This is a genomic window from Ruegeria sp. CDSC085, assembly GCF_059610465.1.
Map to the genome: position 1 here is coordinate 36,030 of NZ_JBXWNR010000021.1, position 20,118 is coordinate 56,147.

Annotated in this window: 17 protein-coding genes; 13 read left to right on the forward strand and 4 right to left on the reverse strand. The window is 56.5% G+C overall.

Annotated elements, in window-relative coordinates; translation table 11 throughout:
- Positions 1 to 99 precede the first annotated feature (99 nt).
- The 8 genes from AC2FJB_RS20070 to AC2FJB_RS20105 all read left to right on the forward strand — a co-directional run bounded on the left by AC2FJB_RS20070 (position 100) and on the right by AC2FJB_RS20105 (position 12,306).
- Positions 100 to 1,533: an NAD(P)-dependent oxidoreductase gene (locus tag AC2FJB_RS20070; protein WP_496720817.1), complete on the forward strand. Its 1,434-nt coding sequence runs from the start codon at positions 100 to 102 to the stop codon at positions 1,531 to 1,533.
- 24 nt (positions 1,534 to 1,557) lie between these two features.
- The gene (locus AC2FJB_RS20075; RefSeq protein WP_496720815.1) at positions 1,558 to 1,995 is read left to right on the forward strand and encodes a GFA family protein; all 438 of its coding nucleotides are present in this window, start codon (positions 1,558 to 1,560) and stop codon (positions 1,993 to 1,995) included.
- Entirely contained in the window at positions 1,992 to 6,524 is a 4,533-nt protein-coding gene (gene gltB / locus AC2FJB_RS20080; protein ID WP_496720813.1) for a glutamate synthase large subunit, read from the forward strand. The genes AC2FJB_RS20075 and gltB overlap by 4 nt, the downstream gene beginning before the upstream one ends.
- 180 nt (positions 6,525 to 6,704) lie before the next feature.
- Positions 6,705 to 7,619: a Hint domain-containing protein gene (locus AC2FJB_RS20085; protein ID WP_496720811.1), complete on the forward strand. Its 915-nt coding sequence runs from the start codon at positions 6,705 to 6,707 to the stop codon at positions 7,617 to 7,619.
- Positions 7,620 to 7,658: 39 nt separating this feature from the next.
- Complete coding sequence (gene mtgA, locus AC2FJB_RS20090) at positions 7,659 to 8,393, forward strand: monofunctional biosynthetic peptidoglycan transglycosylase (protein WP_496720809.1); 735 nt, start codon at positions 7,659 to 7,661, stop codon at positions 8,391 to 8,393.
- 58 nt (positions 8,394 to 8,451) lie between these two features.
- A complete protein-coding gene (fzlA, locus tag AC2FJB_RS20095; protein WP_117872914.1) occupies positions 8,452 to 9,117 on the forward strand; it encodes an FtsZ-binding protein FzlA in 666 nt (221 codons plus the stop codon).
- Between the two features lie 75 nt (positions 9,118 to 9,192).
- A complete protein-coding gene (queG, locus tag AC2FJB_RS20100; protein ID WP_496720833.1) occupies positions 9,193 to 10,230 on the forward strand; it encodes a tRNA epoxyqueuosine(34) reductase QueG in 1,038 nt (345 codons plus the stop codon).
- Between the two features lie 72 nt (positions 10,231 to 10,302).
- Positions 10,303 to 12,306 (forward strand): hydantoinase/oxoprolinase N-terminal domain-containing protein, encoded by a 2,004-nt coding sequence (locus AC2FJB_RS20105; protein ID WP_496720807.1) that lies wholly within the window; start codon positions 10,303 to 10,305, stop codon positions 12,304 to 12,306.
- A 39-nt stretch (positions 12,307 to 12,345) separates the two neighbouring features.
- Here AC2FJB_RS20105 and msrA read toward each other — a convergent pair whose 3' ends face one another.
- Positions 12,346 to 12,858 carry a peptide-methionine (S)-S-oxide reductase MsrA gene (gene msrA, locus AC2FJB_RS20110; RefSeq protein WP_496720805.1) on the reverse strand — a complete coding sequence of 171 codons (513 nt, stop codon included), beginning with the start codon at positions 12,856 to 12,858 and terminating at the stop codon, positions 12,346 to 12,348.
- Positions 12,858 to 13,304: a peptide-methionine (R)-S-oxide reductase MsrB gene (msrB, locus tag AC2FJB_RS20115; protein ID WP_496720803.1), complete on the reverse strand. Its 447-nt coding sequence runs from the start codon at positions 13,302 to 13,304 to the stop codon at positions 12,858 to 12,860. The genes msrA and msrB overlap by 1 nt, the downstream gene beginning before the upstream one ends.
- Before the next feature lie 147 nt (positions 13,305 to 13,451).
- Here msrB and AC2FJB_RS20120 point away from each other — a divergent pair, with 147 nt between their 5' ends.
- Positions 13,452 to 13,973 carry a glutathione peroxidase gene (locus tag AC2FJB_RS20120; RefSeq protein ID WP_496720801.1) on the forward strand — a complete coding sequence of 174 codons (522 nt, stop codon included), beginning with the start codon at positions 13,452 to 13,454 and terminating at the stop codon, positions 13,971 to 13,973.
- On the opposite strand, the gene AC2FJB_RS20125 is transcribed toward AC2FJB_RS20120, so the two are convergent.
- Positions 13,949 to 14,836 (reverse strand): DMT family transporter, encoded by an 888-nt coding sequence (locus AC2FJB_RS20125; RefSeq protein ID WP_496720799.1) that lies wholly within the window; start codon positions 14,834 to 14,836, stop codon positions 13,949 to 13,951. The two genes, AC2FJB_RS20120 and AC2FJB_RS20125, sit on opposite strands and share 25 nt — an antisense overlap.
- 182 nt (positions 14,837 to 15,018) lie before the next feature.
- Here AC2FJB_RS20125 and AC2FJB_RS20130 point away from each other — a divergent pair, with 182 nt between their 5' ends.
- From AC2FJB_RS20130 to AC2FJB_RS20145, 4 genes are all read left to right on the forward strand, one after another.
- Positions 15,019 to 16,215 (forward strand): BCCT family transporter, encoded by a 1,197-nt coding sequence (locus tag AC2FJB_RS20130; RefSeq protein ID WP_496720831.1) that lies wholly within the window; start codon positions 15,019 to 15,021, stop codon positions 16,213 to 16,215.
- A 336-nt stretch (positions 16,216 to 16,551) separates the two neighbouring features.
- Positions 16,552 to 18,114: an arylsulfatase gene (locus tag AC2FJB_RS20135; RefSeq protein WP_496720797.1), complete on the forward strand. Its 1,563-nt coding sequence runs from the start codon at positions 16,552 to 16,554 to the stop codon at positions 18,112 to 18,114.
- A 135-nt stretch (positions 18,115 to 18,249) separates the two neighbouring features.
- A complete protein-coding gene (locus AC2FJB_RS20140; protein WP_496720795.1) occupies positions 18,250 to 18,633 on the forward strand; it encodes a DUF4345 domain-containing protein in 384 nt (127 codons plus the stop codon).
- A 9-nt stretch (positions 18,634 to 18,642) separates the two neighbouring features.
- On the forward strand, positions 18,643 to 19,500 hold the full coding sequence (locus AC2FJB_RS20145) for a DUF302 domain-containing protein (protein WP_496720793.1): 858 nt from the start codon (positions 18,643 to 18,645) through the stop codon (positions 19,498 to 19,500).
- Positions 19,501 to 19,596: 96 nt separating this feature from the next.
- On the opposite strand, the gene AC2FJB_RS20150 is transcribed toward AC2FJB_RS20145, so the two are convergent.
- On the reverse strand, positions 19,597 to 20,118 hold a 522-nt coding region (locus AC2FJB_RS20150; protein WP_496818953.1), incomplete at its 5' end, for a hypothetical protein.

Consider the following 20,118-nt stretch of genomic DNA (forward strand, 5'->3'; position numbering starts at 1 on the left):
GGACGGTATTTTCTTAAAATAGGTCAGCTTATATGACTTTTCATCCAGATGCTCTTCCCTTAAAGAAGCGGGACCAAGCCAATTCATGGAGTCTGACCCGTGGCCAAGCAACCGATGCTGAAATTTGTACAGATCGACCGCGTCATGCCGGAAAAGCGTGGTGCCAATGACCGCAAGGACGACTTTGACGAGATCTATACCGAGTTCGCCGCTGAAAAAGCGGCCGAGCAGGCGAGTCGGTGCAGCCAATGCGGTGTTCCGTACTGCCAGTCGCATTGTCCGTTGCACAACAATATCCCCGACTGGTTGCGCCTGACTGCGACCGGACGTCTGGAAGAAGCCTACCATACCAGTCAGGCCACCAATACCTTCCCCGAGATCTGCGGCCGCATCTGCCCGCAGGATCGTCTTTGTGAGGGCAACTGCGTGATTGAACAGTCGGGCCATGGAACAGTTACGATTGGTACGATCGAGAAATACATCACGGATACCGCGTGGGAAAAAGGCTGGGTCAAACCGGTCGCTCCATCGACTGAACGTACTGAAAGCGTGGGTATCATTGGTGGAGGCCCCGGAGGGTTGGCCGCCGCGGACATGCTGCGCCAGGCGGGAATCCAAGTCACGGTATACGATCGTTATGACCGTGCCGGTGGTCTGCTGATGTATGGCATTCCGGGTTTCAAACTGGAAAAGGATGTTGTTCAGCGCCGCAATGACCTGCTTGCTGATGGTGGGGTTGAGTTTGTTCTGAACTGCAACGTGGACGTGGCAAAGTTCCAAGAAATCCGGGCCAAGCATGATGCCGTTATCATTGCGACTGGCGTCTACAAGTCGCGAGACTTGGCCATGCCGGGCAACGGACTGGCCGGGATTGAGAAGGCAATCGACTTCCTGACGGCCTCGAACCGAAAAAGCTTTGGCGACGAGGTTGAAGATTTTGACAACGGTCGCTTGAATGCGGACGGCAAGAAGGTTGTCGTGATTGGCGGTGGAGACACCGCGATGGATTGTGTTCGCACTTCGATCCGTCAGGGCGCGACTTCTGTCAAATGCCTGTATCGCCGGAACCGGGCCAACATGCCGGGTTCACAGCGTGAAACGCAGAACGCTGAAGAAGAAGGCGTGATCTTCGAATGGCTCAGCGCACCCAAAGGGTTCACGGGTGAAGACACTGTTTCGGGTGTGATCGTGCAAAAGATGCGCCTGGGACAGCCAGACGCGTCAGGTCGTCAGGCCCCCGAAGTCATCGAAGGCGCGGACTATGTCGAAGACGCTGATCTTGTTATCAAGGCGCTCGGCTTCGAGCCTGAAGACCTGCCCACGCTGTTCGGACAACCCGACCTGCCGGTCACCCGCTGGGGGACGATCAGGGCTGCGTTCCAAACCGGTGAGACCGAGATGGATGGAGTCTATGCAATCGGTGACATCGTGCGTGGTGCCTCGCTGGTGGTCTGGGCGATCCGGGACGGCCGTGACTGCGCTGATGCGATCATCGACCGCTTCAATGCAAAATCTGCCGTTGCAGCTGAATAATCCCAGCGATCAGGAGGGTTTGAAATGCCTGAATTGCAAGGCCAATGCATGTGTGGCGCGGTCACGGTGACGGCAACTCCAGCGCGGGATGCGCTTGGGGCGTGCCATTGCGACCAGTGCCGCCGCTGGACCAGTTCCATGCTGGTGACGTTTCAGGCCGAAGAAGGCTACGCCGCGCTTGGACCCGTCAAAACCTTTACCTCGTCCGACTGGGCCGAACGCGCCTTTTGCGCCGATTGTGGTTCGGCGCTTTGGTATCGGATCACTCTTCCGGGCGAGATGCACGGCCAGACGCAAATAGCGGCAGGTCTGTTTGATAACGCCGCAGGCAACCCGCTGAAACTTGAACTTTACATCGACAAAAAGCCCGAGGGCTACGCGTTCGCAGGCGAACGCCGGCAGATGACCAAAGCCGAGGTCGAAGCTATGTACGCCCCCTCTGACGAAGGAGACAGCCAATGACCAAATATGATGCCGATTGGGTGCGGGCCGAAGAAGCCAAGCGCAAATGGATGGCCGAAAATGGTCTCTATTCCGACGAAGAAGAGCATTCTTCCTGTGGCGTGGGTCTTGTTGTGTCCGTGGATGGGAAAGCCTCGCGCAAGGTTGTGGACGCCGGTATCAACGCGCTAAAGGCGATCTGGCATCGCGGCGCAGTTGATGCCGACGGTAAAACCGGTGATGGCGCAGGCATTCACGTTCAGATCCCGGTGTCTTTCTTCTATGATCAGATTCGCCGCACAGGCCACGAGCCCAGGTTGGATGAGCTGATCGCGGTTGGTCAGGTTTTCCTGCCGCGCACCGACTTTGGCGCACAGGAACGGTGCCGGACCATCGTGGAAACCGAAGTTCTGCGCATGGGCTATTACATCTACGGCTGGCGCCATGTGCCGGTCGATGTCACCTGTCTGGGTGAAAAAGCCAACGCCACCCGGCCCGAGATCGAGCAGATCCTGATCTCGAACTCCAAAGGTGTGGATGAAGAAACCTTCGAGCGCGAACTCTATGTCATTCGTCGTCGCATTGAAAAGGCCGCATCGGCCGCCGGTATTTCCGGGCTGTATCTGGCGTCGTTGTCCTGCCGTTCGATCATCTACAAGGGCATGATGCTGGCCGAGCAGGTTGCCGTCTTTTATCCGGATCTGATGGACGAACGCTTTGAATCCGCCTTCGCCATTTATCACCAGCGCTACTCCACCAACACCTTCCCGCAATGGTGGTTGGCCCAGCCTTTCCGCATGTTGGCTCATAATGGTGAGATCAACACGCTCAGGGGCAACATCAACTGGATGAAGAGTCATGAAATCCGCATGGCCAGTGGCACCTTTGGCGACTATGCCGAGGATATCAAGCCAATCATCGCCGGAGGATCGTCGGATTCGGCAGCATTAGACTCGGTTTTTGAGGTTCTGGTGCGCGCGGGCCGCTCGGCCCCGATGGCGAAAACCATGCTGGTTCCGGAAAGCTGGTCCAAGCAGGCGGTTGAGTTGCCGCAGGCGTGGCGCGATATGTATTCCTATTGCAACTCGGTGATGGAGCCCTGGGATGGCCCGGCTGCACTGGCCATGACCGATGGCCGCTGGGTCTGTGCCGGTCTGGACCGGAACGGTCTGCGCCCGATGCGTTACGTTGTGACTGGCGATGGTCTGGTCATTGCGGGTTCGGAAGCAGGCATGGTGCCGATTGACGAGGCCACAGTGACCGAAAAAGGCGCGCTTGGCCCCGGTCAGATGCTGGCTGTCGACATGAAAAAGGGCAAGCTCTACCGTGACACCCAGATCAAGAACAAGCTGGCTCGCGCACTGCCCTTTGGCGAGTGGGTCGGCAAGATCAACGATCTGGACGAAGCGTTGGCAGGTGTGACCGAAAAGCCGATATTCTCGGGCGAAGAACTGCGCAAGCGTCAGATCGCGGCAGGCTATTCGGTCGAGGAACTGGAGCAGATTCTCGCGCCCATGGCTGAAGATGGCAAAGAGGCGCTGGCATCCATGGGTGATGACACGCCATCGGCGGTTTTGTCCAAGCAATACCGCCCGCTAAGCCATTTCTTCCGGCAAAACTTCAGCCAGGTCACGAACCCGCCGATCGACAGCCTGCGTGAATACCGTGTGATGTCGCTGAAAACGCGGTTTGCCAACCTCAAGAACGTTCTGGATGAAGACAGCAGCCAAACCGAGATCGTAGTTTTGGAAAGCCCCTTTGTCGGCAACGCGCAATGGGACAAGCTGGTCGAGAACTTTGATGCTCCTCTGGCTGAGATTGATTGTAGTTTTGAACCCGGTCGAGGCGCTTTGAGCAACGCTTTGGCCCGTGTTAGAGCCGAAGCGGAAGAAGCAGTGCGGTCTGGTGGAGGGCATCTTGTGTTGACCGACATGCGCTCGGGCGAAGGTCGGGTCGCGATGCCGATGATCCTGGCAACAAGCGCCGTGCACTCGCATCTGACCCGTCAGGGATTGCGTACTTTCTGTTCATTGAACGTGCGGTCGGCGGAATGTGTGGATCCGCATTACTTCGCCGTACTCATCGGTTGCGGTGCGACTGTTGTGAACGCTTATCTGGCAGAGGATTCACTGGCAGATCGCATTGACCGCGGGCTGCTGGATGGCACGCTGACAGAAAACGTTGCGCGCTATCGCGAGGCCATCGACCAGGGCCTGCTGAAAATCATGGCCAAGATGGGAATTTCGGTGATCTCGTCTTATCGCGGTGGCCTGAACTTCGAGGCGGTGGGCCTGAGCCGCGCCATGGTGGCCGAGTATTTCCCGGGCATGACCAGCCGGATTTCCGGAATCGGCGTCACCGGCATTCAGGCCAAGGCCGAAGAAATCCATACCAAAGGCTGGAACAGTGGTCTGGACGTGCTGCCCATCGGTGGGTTTTACAAGGCCCGCGTGACGGGCGAGACCCACGCCTGGCAAGCGACCTCGATGCACATGCTGCAGATGGCCTGCAACAAGGCGTCCTATGAGCTGTGGAAGCAGTATTCGGCCAAGATGCAATCAAACCCGCCGATCCATCTGCGCGACCTGATGGACTTCAAACCGTTGGGCAAGCCGGTACCGATTGAAGAGGTCGAATCGATCACCTCGATCCGCAAGCGGTTCGTCACGCCGGGCATGTCGCTGGGCGCGCTGTCGCCCGAGGCGCACAAGACGCTGAACGTGGCGATGAACCGGATCGGCGCAAAATCTGACTCGGGTGAAGGTGGGGAAGATCCCGCACACTTCGTGCCTGAACCCAATGGCGACAACCCATCGGCCAAGATCAAGCAGGTGGCCTCGGGTCGGTTCGGCGTGACCGCCGAGTACCTCAACCAATGCGAAGAGCTGGAAATCAAAGTGGCTCAGGGCGCCAAGCCCGGCGAGGGCGGCCAGCTGCCCGGCATGAAAGTTACCGACCTGATCGCGCGTCTGCGGCATTCGACCAAGGGCGTGACGCTGATTTCGCCGCCGCCGCATCACGACATTTACTCGATCGAGGATCTGGCGCAGCTGATCTATGACCTCAAGCAGATCAACCCGCGCGCCAAGGTGACGGTGAAGCTGGTGGCGTCGTCAGGCGTCGGCACGATCGCCGCCGGCGTGGCCAAGGCCAAGGCCGACATCATCCTGATCTCGGGCCACAATGGCGGCACCGGGGCATCGCCCGCGACCAGCATCAAATATGCCGGTCTGCCGTGGGAGATGGGCCTGACCGAGGCGCATCAGGTTCTGGCGATGAACAACCTGCGCGACCGGGTGACCCTGCGGACCGATGGCGGTTTGCGCACCGGTCGAGACATCGTCATGGCCGCGATGATGGGGGCCGAGGAATACGGTATCGGCACCGCCGCCCTGATCGCCATGGGCTGCATCATGGTGCGCCAGTGTCAGTCGAACACCTGCCCGGTTGGGGTCTGCACGCAAGACGAATCCTTGCGCGCGAAGTTCACCGGCAATGCGGACAAGGTCGTCAACCTGATCACCTTCTACGCTCAGGAAGTGCGTGAGCTGCTGGCCAGCCTTGGCGCGCGTTCCGTGGATGAAATCATCGGTCGGGCCGATCTGCTGGCGCAGGTCAGCAGGGGTTCGGCACATTTGGACGATCTGGACCTCAACCCTTTGCTGATCACAGTCGATGGTGCCCATAATATCGTGTACAATCGTGACAGGGACCGGAATGCCGTGCCTGATACGCTGGACGCCGAGATCGTGCGCGATGCGGCCCGATTCCTGAAGGACGGCGAGAAAATGCAGCTGTCCTATGCGGTGCAGAACACGCACCGGACCGTTGGGACCCGCGTTTCCAGCCATATTGTGCAGAATTTTGGCATGCGGAACACGTTCCAGGATGACCACCTGCACGTGAAACTGCAAGGCTCGGCCGGTCAGTCTCTGGGTGCCTTTGCGGCCCCGGGCCTGAAGCTGGAAGTGTCGGGAGATGCCAACGATTATGTTGGCAAGGGTCTGTCTGGCGGTACGATCGTCGTGCGCCCGCCGCAGGTCAGTCCGCTGAAGGCGGATGCAAACACGATCATCGGCAACACGGTGCTGTACGGCGCAACTGATGGCCATCTGTTCGCAGCTGGCCGCGCGGGCGAGCGATTTGCTGTGCGCAACTCGGGCGCCAAAGTCGTGGTCGAAGGGTGCGGATCGAACGGGTGTGAGTACATGACCGGCGGTGTGGCCGTGATCCTGGGTGATATCGGTGCCAACTTCGGTGCCGGCATGACCGGTGGCATGGCTTATCTGTATGATCCCGAAGGCAAAGCCGAAGCGTTGATGAACAAGGAAACGCTTGTGACCTGTCCGGTTGCCGTCGACCATTGGGTGGAGCAATTGAAATCCATGATCATGCGCCACGCCGAGGAGACCAACAGCCGGAAGGCCGCAGATATCCTACAGCATTGGGACGTGGAAAAAGGTAACTTCCTGCAGGTTTGCCCCAAAGAGATGCTGAACAAGCTGAGCCACCCGCTGAGCGAAGAAGCTGCGGCAGTTCCGGCGGAGTAAGCCGGAATCCCATCACTAACAGGCCTCGCGTGCCATTTGCACCACGTGGGGCCTTGGTTGTCTGCGCGGTTTCGACACGATTCTTGCCCGCTCTCCCGAATTTCGCCATGCTTTTTTCACCTTGTAGTGATAGCCATGACCTGTTTCGGTTTCAAATGGTGACAGAGTAGGGGCGACAGGATGCCAACGACATATCGCGATCAGTTTTTCACCTTTGATCCCGCAAGCCCGCCACCAGGAGGAACAGCTGTCACTGTCAGCAGTTTCAACCTGACTGATGCGAATGATGACAATCTTATTGACGTGCCCAGTGGCGATACGGTCAATGGACAAGACGTAACAAATTCCTGGCCGGGGGATACTGTTACGATCAACGTGTCAGGCGTTGGGAACGTGACCTATACAGGAATCACTTTTTACCTGGCCGATGGATCGCGGGTTTTCACCCCTACAGACAATCAGGTGCTTCAGCCTGGAACGCTGGTTTCGACCACTTTTGTCAACACGCAAGGTCCTCTGAATGTCGGAAATCTGGGTCCTCCTTGTTTTACGGCCGGGACCATGATCGCCACGCCGGAAGGTAAGCGGGCGGTTGAGGATTTGAAGGCTGGTGATCTGGTCCTTACGGTGGATCACGGACCTCAACCATTGATCTGGGTCGGGTCTACAACCGTCGCAGCCGAAGGCAAACTGGCCCCAATCCGGTTCGAAGCCGGTGTTTTCGGTCTGGATCACCCCTTGCTGGTTTCACCGCAGCATCGGATGCTGGTCGAAGACTGGCAGGCGTCTTATTTGTTCGGTCTTTCCGAAGCGCTGGTTCCGGCACATACACTGGTCAACGATGACACGGTGACACGTGTTGAAGGCGGTGAGGTCGAATATTTCCACCTCTTGTTCAAGCAACATGAGATCGTCATCGCCAACGGAGCGAAAAGCGAAAGCTATTATCCCGGGCACGCGCTGTCAGCCTCGGATCGCGAGACTCAAAGCGAGGTGCTGCACTTGTTTCCCGAGTTGGCAGGTCTTGATCCGATGTCGCTGAAAACCGCTCGCCCGATCATTCATCCGCGTGAGGCGCGTGCTTTCGCGATTTAGGCCGTTTCAAACCGGAACCCTGCGTCGTATAGCTGAGGCATGGCTAAGAAAGCAGCCCGCAAATCTGGCGGGAAAAAAAGTAAGGCATCCAGAAAGAAAGTACCGGTGGCGCGGCAGGTTCGCCGCTGGGTAGCGCGCGTGACCATGGCAGTTGTGTGTCTCGTGGTTGCTCTGGTCCTGATTTATTCGGTCGTGAACCCGCCCGTGACGCATACCATCTGGTCGGAATGGCGCCGGCTGGGAAAGGTTGAACGCGAATGGGTGCCGATCGAGGACATGGCTCCGATCATGGCAAGATCAGTTGTAGCGGCTGAGGACGCAAATTTCTGTCTGCATTGGGGCTTTGACGTTGAAGCCATTCGCGATGCACTTGAGGATGGCGGAAGTCGCGGTGCGTCGACCATCACGCAACAAGTTGTGAAGAATGTGTTCCTCTGGCAGGGCCGCAGTTGGGTGCGCAAGGCTTTGGAAACCTCGATCACGCCGGTGGTTGAAATATTCTGGAGCAAGCAGCGTATTCTTGAAGTGTATCTGAATGTGGCCGAAACCGGGAACGGCGTGTTTGGGGTCGAAGCTGCTGCGCAACGCTATTTCAACACCAGCGCGTCAAAGCTGACCTCGGTTCAGGCGGCACGGATTGCTGCAATCCTGCCGTCACCACGCAACAGGTCTGTCACGGATCCAACTGCCAGAACCCGCAGAAGAGCGGCTTCAATTCTCGATGGGGCGGCCACCATCCGCGCAGATGGTCGCGCAGATTGTTTCGAGGATTGAAACCCGCTATCTGCCAAGGGTAAATCTGTCGGGTATTCACTGGTTCGATTGGAAGTCCATGGCGCGTCTGTTTCACGTTCCCCTCTCTCCGTATTGTCGCAAGGTCCGTCTGTCGCTGGCGGAGAAGAAGATCGAGGTTGAGCTGGTAGAAGAGCGATACTGGGAGCAGGATCCTGATTTCCTGCGCCGCAATCCGGCGGGAAAAGTACCCGTGTTGCGTCTGGACGGGCACATCATGTCGGAAAGCGCGGCGATCTGCGAATACATCGAAGAAACCCGCCCTGAGCCAGCTTTGATGCCGAAAAACCCCGAAGCCAGATTTGAAGTGCGGCGCCTTGTCGGGTGGTTCGACGACAAGTTTCACCACGAGGTGACATCGAAACTGTTGTATGAGCGGGTGAACAAAAAGGTGACGGGACAGGGGTATCCGGACAGCAAGCATATCAAACAGGGCGCCAGGGCGATCAAATACCATCTGGATTACATGGCATGGCTGCTGGATCATCGCCGCTGGCTTGCGGGGGATCAGATGACACTGGCTGATTTCGCGGCCGCGGCGCATCTGTCTTCGCTGGACTACATCTCGGACGTGGACTGGAATCGCAGCCAGGTGGTCAAGGACTGGTACGCAAAGATCAAGTCTCGTCCTGCGTTTCGGTCAATTCTGGCGGATCAGGTGCCTGGGTTCCGACCGCCGCCCCATTACGCTGATCTGGATTTCTGATAGGGTGCGCAAGGGGGGCTGTCTGCCCCCCATCGCGCCGTGGGCGCGATTCCCCCCGAGGATATTTTTGGCCAGATGAAGAGCGGATCGGATCTTAAGGAAAAGCTGGTGCAACAAGCCTTGGCAGAGGGGTTTGTTGCCTGTCGTGTGTGCCGGCCATGGGATGTTCCACTGGTGCCGAAACGCTTGCGGGCATATTTGGATGCCGGTTACCACGGGCAAATGGGATGGATGGCCGAGCGCACACAATGGCGTGGCGATCCTGCCGCCCTTTGGCCCGAGGCGCAGTCAGTTGTCATGTTGGCCGAAAGCTATACGCCGGAACATGACCCGACAGAGATCCTGAATCATCCGGATCGCGGTGCAATTTCGGTCTATGCGCAGAACAAGGACTATCATGATCTGGTCAAGAAACGGCTGAAACGGTTGGCGCGATGGCTGATTGCCGAAGCCGGGGGGGAAGTAAAAGTGTTTGTCGATACCGCACCGGTTCCCGAGAAGGCTTTGGGGCACGCAGCCGGATTGGGGTGGCAGGGCAAACATACCAATCTTGTAAGCCGCGAATGGGGAAATTGGGCTTTTATAGGGTCTGTTTTCTCCACACTGGACCTGGCGGCGGACAAATCAGAGATAGACCACTGCGGGTCGTGCCGCGCCTGTCTGGACAGTTGCCCGACCGATGCGTTTCCGGCGCCGTATCAGTTGGATGCACGGCGGTGCATTTCATACCTGACAATTGAACACAAAGGTCCGGTGGACCAAGAGCTGCGCAATAAGTTGGGCAATCGGATTTACGGCTGCGACGATTGCTTGGCCGCCTGTCCCTGGAACAAATTTGCCGTCGCCGCGAGCGATATGCGCTATGCCGCCCGGGACGATCTGAAAGCGCCCGGCTTGCAAGAACTGGCGGCGCTTGACGACGCAGCCTTTCGTGCGCAGTTTTCTGGCTCACCGATCAAGCGCATCGGGCGGGACCGGTTCGTGCGCAACGTTCTGTATGCCATAGGAAACTCGGGACAGCCGAAATTGAAAACAGTGGCCCAGAATCTGGTCGAAGACCCCGACGAGACGGTGGCCGACGCGGCGCGCTGGGCGGTGGAACAACTGTCATAATTGCCGCAAACAGGCTGGACGTGTCGTGCATAACCGCTACACCCATCCCCAGCGAACAGTGAGGAGGACCCGATGACGTTGTCTTTGGGGGTAGATACGGGCGGGACCTATACCGACGCGGTGTTGATCAGAGATGAGCAAGAGGTCATTGCCTCGGCCAAGTCTCTGACCACCCGGGCGGATCTGGCGATTGGTGTGGGCAGGGCGATCTCGTCTGTACTGGCAGAGGCGCAGGTCACGCCGGATCAGATCTCGATGGCGTCATTATCGACGACGCTGGCCACGAATGCTCTGGTCGAGGGGCAGGGCGGTCGTGTCGCGTTGATCTATATCGGGTTCAAGGACAGCGATCTTGAAAAACACGGGCTGAAAGAGGCGCTGAAGGGTGATCCGGTCCTGGTGATTGCGGGTGGGCATACCCATTCCGGGGGGCAGGCTGCGGCCTTGGATACCGCAGCGCTTGAGGCCTTTTTAGACTCTCATAAGGGGGTTTCCGGCTTTGCGGTTGCTGCTCAGTTCGCCACCCGCAACCCGGCGCATGAGTTGGAAGCGGCGCGCATAATCTCGGAAAGAACCGGGGCGCCGGTGACCTGTTCGCATCATTTGTCCGCCAAGCTCAATGGTCCGAAACGCGCCGTGACGGCCGTTCTGAATGCGCGGCTGATCGGGATGATCGACCGCCTGATCGGGCGTGCACAGGATCAGCTGCGTGCTTTGGGGATTTCTGCGCCGATGATGGTGGTGCGCGGCGATGGTGCATTAATGAGCGCGGAACAGGCGCGGGAACGGCCGATAGAGACAATCCTCAGCGGTCCGGCGGCTTCTATTGTCGGGGCGCGATGGCTTACCGGAGCGGACAATGCGCTGGTCTCGGATATTGGGGGAACCACGACCGATGTTGCACTTATCCGGGATGGAAAGCCCGCGATTGATCCGGCCGGGGCGCAGGTGGGTGGGTTTCGCACCATGGTTGAAGCCGTGGCGATGCGTACCCATGGTCTGGGCGGTGACAGCCAGGTGCATGTTGTGGCCGAAGGGCTACGGGGCGGTGTGTTCCTCGGCCCGCGTCGGGTGTTGCCCGTATCACTGATCGCATCAGAAGCACCAGACGTTGTGAATTCTGTGCTGGATGAACAATTGCGGGCCACGACCGTGGGCGAGCATGATACACGCTTTGCCCGCCGCGTGACCGGCATCGACACCGACGGAGTCGGTGCACGGGAAGAGATCTTGTTGGAGAGGCTGGGCGATCAGGTTCTGCCCTTAAGTGCGCTACTTCGGTCCCGGATGGAGAACGGAGCGCTGACGCGGCTGGTGGATCGCGGGATCGTTCAGGTCTCGGGCGTGACACCGTCGGATGCCAGTCATTTGCTGGGGCGGGTCAGCGCCTGGGACGTCGAGGCGGCCCGTAAGGCACTGCAGCTTATGGCACGTAAACGGGTTGGGTCAGGGGATATGCTTGCACACTCGCCCGAGGCCCTTGCGCAGATGATTGTCGATCAATTGACCAAACAGACCAGTCTGGCTTTGTTAGAGACTGCTTTTGATGAAGAAAAAGATGGATTTGGTGTGCTGCCGCATGATTTGGCGCGTCATGTTCTGACACAGCGTGGGTTGGCACAACACCGTGGGTTGCTGTCGTTGAGCGCTGCTTTGAATGTGGATGTGGTGGGCCTTGGGGCGTCGGCCCCCAGTTACTACCCTGCCGTGGGTGAGCGGTTGCATTGCCGGATGATCCTGCCGGAACATGCAGGCGTGGCAAATGCGATTGGTGCTGTCGTGGGGCGGCTGACATTGCGCCGCTCGGGCACGGTCACATCCCCGGCGGAAGGGCGGTATCGCGTGCATCTGCAGGATGGTCCGCAGGATTTTACTGCGTCAGAGGACGCTTTGGCCTTGTTGGAAAAGGTTTTGATGTCCGAAGCGGAGGGCGCAGTGCGAGAAGCCGGCGCAGAAGACATTCGCGTGATCGTGGATCGTGACATCAAAACTGCACGGGTCGAGGCAAAGGATGTCTTTGTCGAAGCCATGATCACGGTCGAGGCAAGCGGACGTCCGCGGGTGGCCGCAGACTAGCCCCCCTGAAAGATTCAGAGGGGCCGGGCAGGTGGTGCTTTATTCTGCTGCGCTTGCGCGCTTGGGCAGAACCCAATCTTGTCGTGGGAAGTGGCAGGTATAGCCGTTCGGGATCCGCTCCAGATAATCCTGATGCTCTGGCTCGGCTTCCCAGAAGTCTCCGACAGGCTCGACTTCGGTCACTACTTTTCCGGGCCACAAGCCGCTGGCATTCACGTCGGCGATAGTGTCCAAGGCCGCCTGTTTCTGCGTGTCATCCACGTAGTAGATCGCAGATCGATAGCTCATGCCGATATCGTTGCCCTGACGGTTGACCGTAGTCGGGTCATGGATCTGGAAGAAGAACTCCAGCAGGTCGCGATAGCTGATCTGAGACGGATCGAACCAGATCTCGATCCCCTCGGCGTGGGTGCCATGGTTGCGATAGGTCGCGTTGGGCACGTCGCCCCCAGTGTAACCGACACGGGTACGCGACACGCCCGGCAGTTTGCGGATCAGATCCTGCATACCCCAGAAGCAGCCCCCGGCCAGTACAGCGCGTTGTTGGGTCATCAGATATCCTCCACTTGATTCAGGTATTCGCCATAACCTTCGGCTTCCATCTCGTCCCGATGAATGAACCTTAGCGAGGCGGAGTTTATGCAGTAACGTAGCCCGCCATGTTCACGCGGACCATCCGGGAAGACATGCCCCAGATGGCTGTCGCCGTGTTTCGAACGAACCTCGGTCCGGATCATGCCATGCGTGGCATCGCGGAACTCTTCGACGTGTTCGTGGATGATCGGCTTGGTGAAACTGGGCCAACCGCACCCGGATTCGTATTTATGGGTCGAGGCAAACAGCGGTTCACCTGATACGATATCCACATAGATACCCGGTTCTTTGTTGTTCAGGTATTTCCCGGTGCCCGGACGTTCTGTACCACTGCGTTGAGTGACGTGAAACTCTTCGGGTGAAAGCGCAGCAATGGCCGTGGGGTCTTTGGTATAGCGAGTCATGGATCCTCCGGCTGAATTATATTGTTTGCGCCATTATCTGGGGGCTGCGGAGTGGAAAGCAAAGCGATATTACAAACCGCTCTCGCAGTCGTGCAAGTGATCTGAACAACAAAGACATGCGTATCAATCTAAAAGGGAGGACAAGACATGATGAGATTGCTGCTTTTGACTGCCCTGATCTTACTGGGCCGCGCCGTTCAGGCGGCGCCTCTGACCGGTGAGTTCGACTCGATCGACGGAGGCACATTGGCCATCGAAGACTGGCGCGGCCAACCTGTGCTAGTGGTCAACACCGCGTCGCATTGTGGATTCACGGGACAATACGCGGCTCTGCAAAAGGTGCATGAGACCTATTCCGGCGAAGGGCTGGTCGTTCTTGCGGTGTCGTCGGATTCATTCAATCAGGAGCTGGAATCGGCAGATGAGGTTAAACAGTTTTGTGAGATGAACTATGGGCTGACCCTGCCGATGACGGACATCACTCCGGTCAAAGGCGCAGACGCCCATCCGTTCTACAAAGCCGTTGCCGCCCGGACCGGTTTCACGCCCAAATGGAATTTCAACAAGATCCTGATCGATTCTGAAGGAGAAGTGGTTGCGACCTATGGGTCGAACGTTAAACCCGATTCCCGTAAATTGTTGTCTCAGATCGAAGCCTTGCTGCCCTGAGCGCCCTGTCGTGAAATCTGAACCGCAAGAATGCCAAGGGTCGTGACGGCAACGCCGACCGCGTCCATCCCGCCCAACTTTTCGCCCAGCAGGATCGCTGCGATCGTGACCCCGAATACAGGATTCAAAAAGTGGAAAGTGGCGGCCCGAATGGCTCCGATCCGATCCAATAGCAGGAACCAGATCAATGTGGCCAGCAATCCGGGGAAAAGGGTTGTGTAGATGAACGCCAGAGCCAGCGGAAGTGTCGGGTGAATGTAGATGGTCTCAAAGATCGGAGCGGCCAGGAACAGCGCGGCTGAGCCTACCAGCATCTGCAATCCGACGACCATCATGAAGTTACCGCCAGACGTCGCACCGCGAACCGCAAGCGTGGCAAAAGTCAAAGCAAGCGCCCCCGCACCGCATAGTGCGACCCCGAACATATCGACGCCCGCGCTGATCCGGCTGCTCATGATAAGGGCGACTCCGGCGAAACCGGCGAACAGACCCAATACACCAAGCGGGCGCAGCTTATCCCCGAACATCAGCCAACCTGCCAGTGCCACCAACAAGGGCATAGTGGAAGCGATAATGGCCGCGACCGAAGCCTCGACCGTTTGCATCGCGTAGAAGTTCAGGCCCAAATACAGGGCATTTTGGCAGATTCCGAACAGGATCGTGGCACGCCATTGATTTCGGGTCAGGTTCCAACTTTGCCCCATCGCGCGGGCAATCATGACCCCCAGAACACCGGAGATCAGAAACCGCAGTGCCAGCGAAAACAGAGGTGAGGCATCCGCCACGATGATCCGCGCCGAGGTAAAGGCAGATGACCAGATCAGGGCAAATGTCAGCCCCATGGCTATGGCGCGCAGATCCATGGAGACCCCCTGTCACGTCGCGCGGACTGTCCCTGATTTTGGGATCGGTCGCAAGCAGTGCGCGTCAAAAAAGACACATGCGTGATGCAAGAAAAGTCTTGCACATGTTTATATTGATTGACTGGCCAATTAAAGATATCGGCGGCAGGACCTGACATATCAAGGGAGGTTTGTCGGTGCTTCTGGAGTACATTCTATCTTTCGGCGTCCTGCTGGCATTGGGCCTGGTCGCTTTCTTCGTCGTGAAATGGTGGAACCTGCGCTGCGTTGGCGTGACACCGGTACATCTGTTCACGTTCATCGCGATCCTGTTCACATCCGGTCTAGATGTCGGCCTGATCATGTTCCCGCTGACCGAATTCGGTGGATATGCCGACGAGCCTGCTTACGCCTTCGCAAACCCGTTGGCGATCGAGTTCGGATTCTGGGGCTTTCTGATCTGGGCCTTTTATTTTCTGACGGCCTTCTACTTCTGCGTGATCGAACCCCGTGTGAGGTTCTTTGAGATCCCGCTGGTCAAGCTGATTAACAACGCGGTCATCATCGGCACCTGTGCTTTCACAGCCAGCCTTTTCCTGATCTACCTGCCCGGCTATCTGCCCGAGGTCGGAGACGGCGAATCCGTCGTTACTACCTTCTACATCATCGTGTTTGTCGTCATTCTGGCGGCGGCTTATTCTTCGACCGATCTGAAGTATGTTCGTATCCTGTCGGTCGGTTCTACTTTTCTGTTCCTTGCACTGATTCTGGGCATGTGGGCAGCTGCAGGCATGGGCGTGACCGGTTTCGTGGAAACCGGCAGCGATATCGGGGCCTATTTCGCCAACCTGCACAAATTTGTCCTGCCGCTGACCGACTATCACGCATTCTACCTGTTCTGGTGGTTTGCATGGTCGATCATGATCGGCCAGTTTACGTCGCGCTTCGTGGGTGGTCTGACCACGTGGCAGTTGCTTGCCGCGCTGCTGATCTTTCCGTCCATACCGCTGGGGATCTGGTTCACCGTTCTCTACTATTACCATCTGAACGGCATCAGTACCGCAGGCATCACCAACATTGCGATGGTGATCGTGGGTGTGACGTTCGTGATCAACTCGCTGGACTCGCTGATCCGACTGTACACCGACAACCTGAACCTGACCGTGGAACGGTTTGGCAAGGCGATCTATGTGGCTGGCAACGTCGCGCTGTTGTTTGCCCTGACCCTGCTGTTCCAGAGCCAGTGGCTGCAGATTCAATGGATCGGAGCCGTCGTGGTTGGCCTGTATCTGGCCTGCGTCGTCTATATCCTGATCACCAAACGCCAGGAGGTGATGAGTATCGATTCAATGCCTGAAGATCGTGATCTGGACTTCCACAAGGTTGAGACGGTTCACTGACCGACCTATCGAAGCAAATCGAAAAAGGGCGCCTCTGGCCAAGGCCCTATAGGTAAATGTTGAAGGAGGCTGAGAGTTCAGCCTCCTTCCATATGTACTCAGGTTGAGACGTTCGAAAACTGGCGCCAATTTCCGGATGTTCGATTTTGGTGCAGCAAAAGACCGCAACCAACCAAAGATAGACTTTTTTAGTTGCGCTTTATCTAGCGCATTGCACCTATACTTTCGGGTATTTTGAACGCGTTAGCATAGGTGGACAAAAAAATTTGACACTCAGATTTCAGAAGGCCTACGGTCATTTCCGGAGATAGACTACTTTTCTGAACGGACTGCCATATGAAATTTGCGTATACCTTTATTGCTGCAATTGGCCTAACGGCCAGTGCAACTTTCGCCGATACCAATGAACGCCCCAACATTCTCGTCATCATGGCGGACGATGTTGGCTGGGCCAGCCTTGGTGCGTATCACGGTGGAGTAAAGAGCATCGAGACCCCAAACTTGGATCAGTTGGCAGCCGACGGTGCAAGATTGACCGACTATTACGCCGAGCCGAGTTGTACGGCCGGTAGATCGGCATTCATTACCGGCCAAATGCCGATCCGAACCGGGATGCATACGGTCGGGCTTCCTGGCGGTCCCATCGGTCTGCACCCTGAAGACCCAACCTTGCCAATGTTCTTGAAAGAACTGGGTTATACCACGGGCCAGTTTGGAAAAAACCATCTGGGCGACCTGAACAAGTTCCTCCCAACCGTCAAAGGCTTTGATGAGTATTGGGGGTGGCTGTATCACCTAAACGCGATGGAGTACCGCGATGACCCAGATTGGCCAGATGACCCGGAATTCGACGCGCAATACGGGCCGCGCAACATCATACATTCGTTTGCGACAGACGTAGACGACGAAACCGTGGACCCACGGTTTGGTAAAGTTGGCAAACAGCGCATTGTCGATGATGGTCCGGCTCCGCCTGAACGTCAGAAAACGCTTGATGACGAAGTAACAGCTCACACCAAGGACTTCATCTCAAGAGCAGTCGAAGCGGATACACCGTTCTTTGTGTGGATGGCCCCAGCCAGAGCTCATGTGTGGACCCATCTCAGCCCAGAATATGAGGCGATGTTAGGCGACGGGCGCGGTTTGCAAGATGTCGTTATGAAAGAGTTAGATAACAATGTCGGCAAGGTACTCAACCATCTTGATGAGCTTGGCGTATCAGACAACACCATCGTAGTCTTCACCGCTGATAACGGGCCTGAAACCATAACTTGGCCGGATGGTGGAACGACGCCTTTTTATGGAGAAAAAGGAACCACCTGGGAAGGCGGTTTCAGAGTTCCGGCAATCATTCGTTGGCCTGGAAAAATTCCTGAGGGCCAAGTTTTGAACGGAATTTTCAGTGGCATGGATTGGATGCCTACGATTGTTGCAGCAGCTGGTGGGCCAGATGATCTTCCGGCCGAGTTGCTGGAAGGTTACCAAGGCTTCAATGTGCACTTGGATGGTTACAACCAACTTCCTTACCTTAGTGGCGAAACGGATGAGAGTAACCGTGACGAAATCATCTACTATGAGGGCACAGATCTGCAAGCAGTTCGGTATAGGGACTGGAAAGCGCATTTCGTTGTGCAAAACCACGGATGGGCTGGCGCTAAGGAAGAGCGTACTGCCCCACTGCTGATCAACCTGCGTCGCGATCCTTATGAGAAGGCGGCTCATGAAAGCGGCATGTATGTTCGCTGGATGGGGCAAAAAATGTGGGCCTTCGGCCCGGCGTTCAACTTGGTACGAGAACATCTTGCGACGTTTGAGGCCTATCCATCGCGTGGCGCTTCTGTCTCAAATCAAGAACATGTCGAAGAACAGACTTCGACCGAGGGCGGCCTCTCCCAGTAAAGGCACCTGTGCAACCAGTTTCGCTCACTTCAATATGCCAATGGACATCCGACCTTGAGGGTCGGGTGGTCCATTTGCCAAGTTTCAATGCACTCGGGCCGATTGGTGAAGCCATTTCTTTTGTGAGGAATTAAGATGACCGCCAGACTACTGCTTCTGCTTGCTGCTTTTGGGCTTGTTCCAATTGCTTTGTCCTACGGCGTCGTACCCAGCGCGTCTATTTCATACCTGCTTGGCTTTCCTGTCGAAGGTACTAATCAAACACACGTTTTTCGCGCGATAATGGGCCTTTACCTTGCAAATGCAGCGTTTTGGCTCATCGCAGCCAATAAACCAGAACTGCAATATGCGGCGCTGTGGGTTCTGTTCCTGTTCATGGTTGGGTTAGCGGCGGGCCGCATTTTGAGCATTCTTGTAGACGGCATGCCCAATACTGTTCTGGTGCTCTACCTTTTGGCCGAACTTGCATTTGGTGTCATGGCAGCTCTCTTGCTTTTTGGAAAATCGGACGCAGAATGAGGTGAGGCCATGCTTAGACGATCAATCTCAACAGTTTTCTCTGCCCTATTCATTTTTGTGGTGAATGCTGAAGCTGCTCTGACTCAAACCGTGCAGCAAGAGGTCGATTCAAATTTTGCGCTTGTGGCGGAGACGGTCGAAGCAGCCGGTTTGCCTGCAATAGCCTCAATTGATCATTCTCGTCTCGCACTGGCTGAAGGCGTGGAGATGCCCGCCTCCCGAGTGCTGATTTACTCGGACCCGGCGGTAAACTCTGCGATACTCTCAGAAAATGTTCGGGCAGGTTTGGACTTACCTTTCCGAGTACTCTCGTACGATGCAGGCGGGGAAGCACAAGTCTCCTTTACCGATGCTGAATTTCTGAAGGCGCGACATGGGTTAGAAGATACAAACGCTTTGGGGGCCTTTGCGGATCTTCAAGCAAGAATTTTGGATGAATTACCCGCTCAATCTGCTCCTGCCGCCGACCTAAGTTTGAACTTTGGAATTATTGAGTTTCAGTCGAAGCTGAACGTAGCAGATGCGGTTGCGAGTTTGACCAAGACCATAAAATCACAGAGTGACACAGTTTGGTTCGGCGAAATCAATTTCGCTTTGGAAGCCGCAGAGCTTGGTGTCGAAATCGAAGAAGCCGTGCTGCTTTTGTTTGGTGGCCCCGCACCTGGAGGCGTAGCGATGGCAGATTTTCCGGCCATCGGGTTAGATGCCTTCTGTCAAAAATTGCTTGTTATCTCGGATGGCAACGATGGGTCCGTCATTCTGTTTAATGACATCGCGGCATTGGCTGAGCTTCACTATGGCAAAAGTGCTAAACCGCATCACATGCTTAACGAGCGATTGACAGAAACATTCAGAAACGCGATTTAGGCGCTTTCGTCAAATGCGGGGTCAAAGGCAGCTTTGTACCGCAGAGCAGCCTTAGCGTAACGCAAAAAAGAACGGCGGGTTTTTTGCTTACCGAGTTCAAAAACTGAAGAGATCCCGATCATACACAAAGCCTTTCGCAATACCGAGCTTCATAGCTGGGCTCTTGTGTTCTTTTACCATGAGGTCGGTGTAGTTATGGGCAAACCTCAGGATATCCACCAGCTTCATGACCATGACAGGATTGTAGTACTGCTTGTAGTACCACAGGCTTTTGCGGCCCGAGGTTGACAAGCCACGCTCAAATCCCATGACCTTGGTCCGTGCCCGAGCGTGATACATGTCCACCGGATGTGTTCCCGCCCGAACTGCGAACTGGGCCATCTGGGCAAAATCTAATCGTGTTGGGTCAGTGCGGAAAATCACCCGCTTATGCGGCTCGTTGACGAAGTGGAACGGATAGTGAATGCCGGCCGTTTCAGACTGACCGGTATGATCCATTAGGAGCGCCCTGATATCGGAGCGTGCCATATTGCCAAAGGAAGCTTCCAAAAGGTACTCCATGGCGCCGTCCTGTGGTCTGGGGACAGCCTGATCACCGTCTCCAGGCAAGAACCCTGC

What these genes read in the sequence shown, in the direction of transcription:
- AC2FJB_RS20125 (WP_496720799.1), bottom strand. Translation starts at nt 14,836, where the DNA reads ATGGATCTGCGCGCCATAGCCATGGGGCTGACATTTGCCCTGATCTGG.
- mtgA (WP_496720809.1), top strand. Translation starts at nt 7,659, where the DNA reads ATGGCTAAGAAAGCAGCCCGCAAATCTGGCGGGAAAAAAAGTAAGGCA.
- gltB (WP_496720813.1), top strand. Translation starts at nt 1,992, where the DNA reads ATGACCAAATATGATGCCGATTGGGTGCGGGCCGAAGAAGCCAAGCGC.
- AC2FJB_RS20075 (WP_496720815.1), top strand. Translation starts at nt 1,558, where the DNA reads ATGCCTGAATTGCAAGGCCAATGCATGTGTGGCGCGGTCACGGTGACG.
- fzlA (WP_117872914.1), top strand. Translation starts at nt 8,452, where the DNA reads ATGGCGCGTCTGTTTCACGTTCCCCTCTCTCCGTATTGTCGCAAGGTC.
- msrA (WP_496720805.1), bottom strand. Translation starts at nt 12,858, where the DNA reads ATGACCCAACAACGCGCTGTACTGGCCGGGGGCTGCTTCTGGGGTATG.
- AC2FJB_RS20085 (WP_496720811.1), top strand. Translation starts at nt 6,705, where the DNA reads ATGCCAACGACATATCGCGATCAGTTTTTCACCTTTGATCCCGCAAGC.
- msrB (WP_496720803.1), bottom strand. Translation starts at nt 13,304, where the DNA reads ATGACTCGCTATACCAAAGACCCCACGGCCATTGCTGCGCTTTCACCC.
- AC2FJB_RS20120 (WP_496720801.1), top strand. Translation starts at nt 13,452, where the DNA reads ATGATGAGATTGCTGCTTTTGACTGCCCTGATCTTACTGGGCCGCGCC.
- AC2FJB_RS20105 (WP_496720807.1), top strand. Translation starts at nt 10,303, where the DNA reads ATGACGTTGTCTTTGGGGGTAGATACGGGCGGGACCTATACCGACGCG.
- AC2FJB_RS20145 (WP_496720793.1), top strand. Translation starts at nt 18,643, where the DNA reads ATGCTTAGACGATCAATCTCAACAGTTTTCTCTGCCCTATTCATTTTT.
- queG (WP_496720833.1), top strand. Translation starts at nt 9,193, where the DNA reads ATGAAGAGCGGATCGGATCTTAAGGAAAAGCTGGTGCAACAAGCCTTG.
- AC2FJB_RS20135 (WP_496720797.1), top strand. Translation starts at nt 16,552, where the DNA reads ATGAAATTTGCGTATACCTTTATTGCTGCAATTGGCCTAACGGCCAGT.
- AC2FJB_RS20140 (WP_496720795.1), top strand. Translation starts at nt 18,250, where the DNA reads ATGACCGCCAGACTACTGCTTCTGCTTGCTGCTTTTGGGCTTGTTCCA.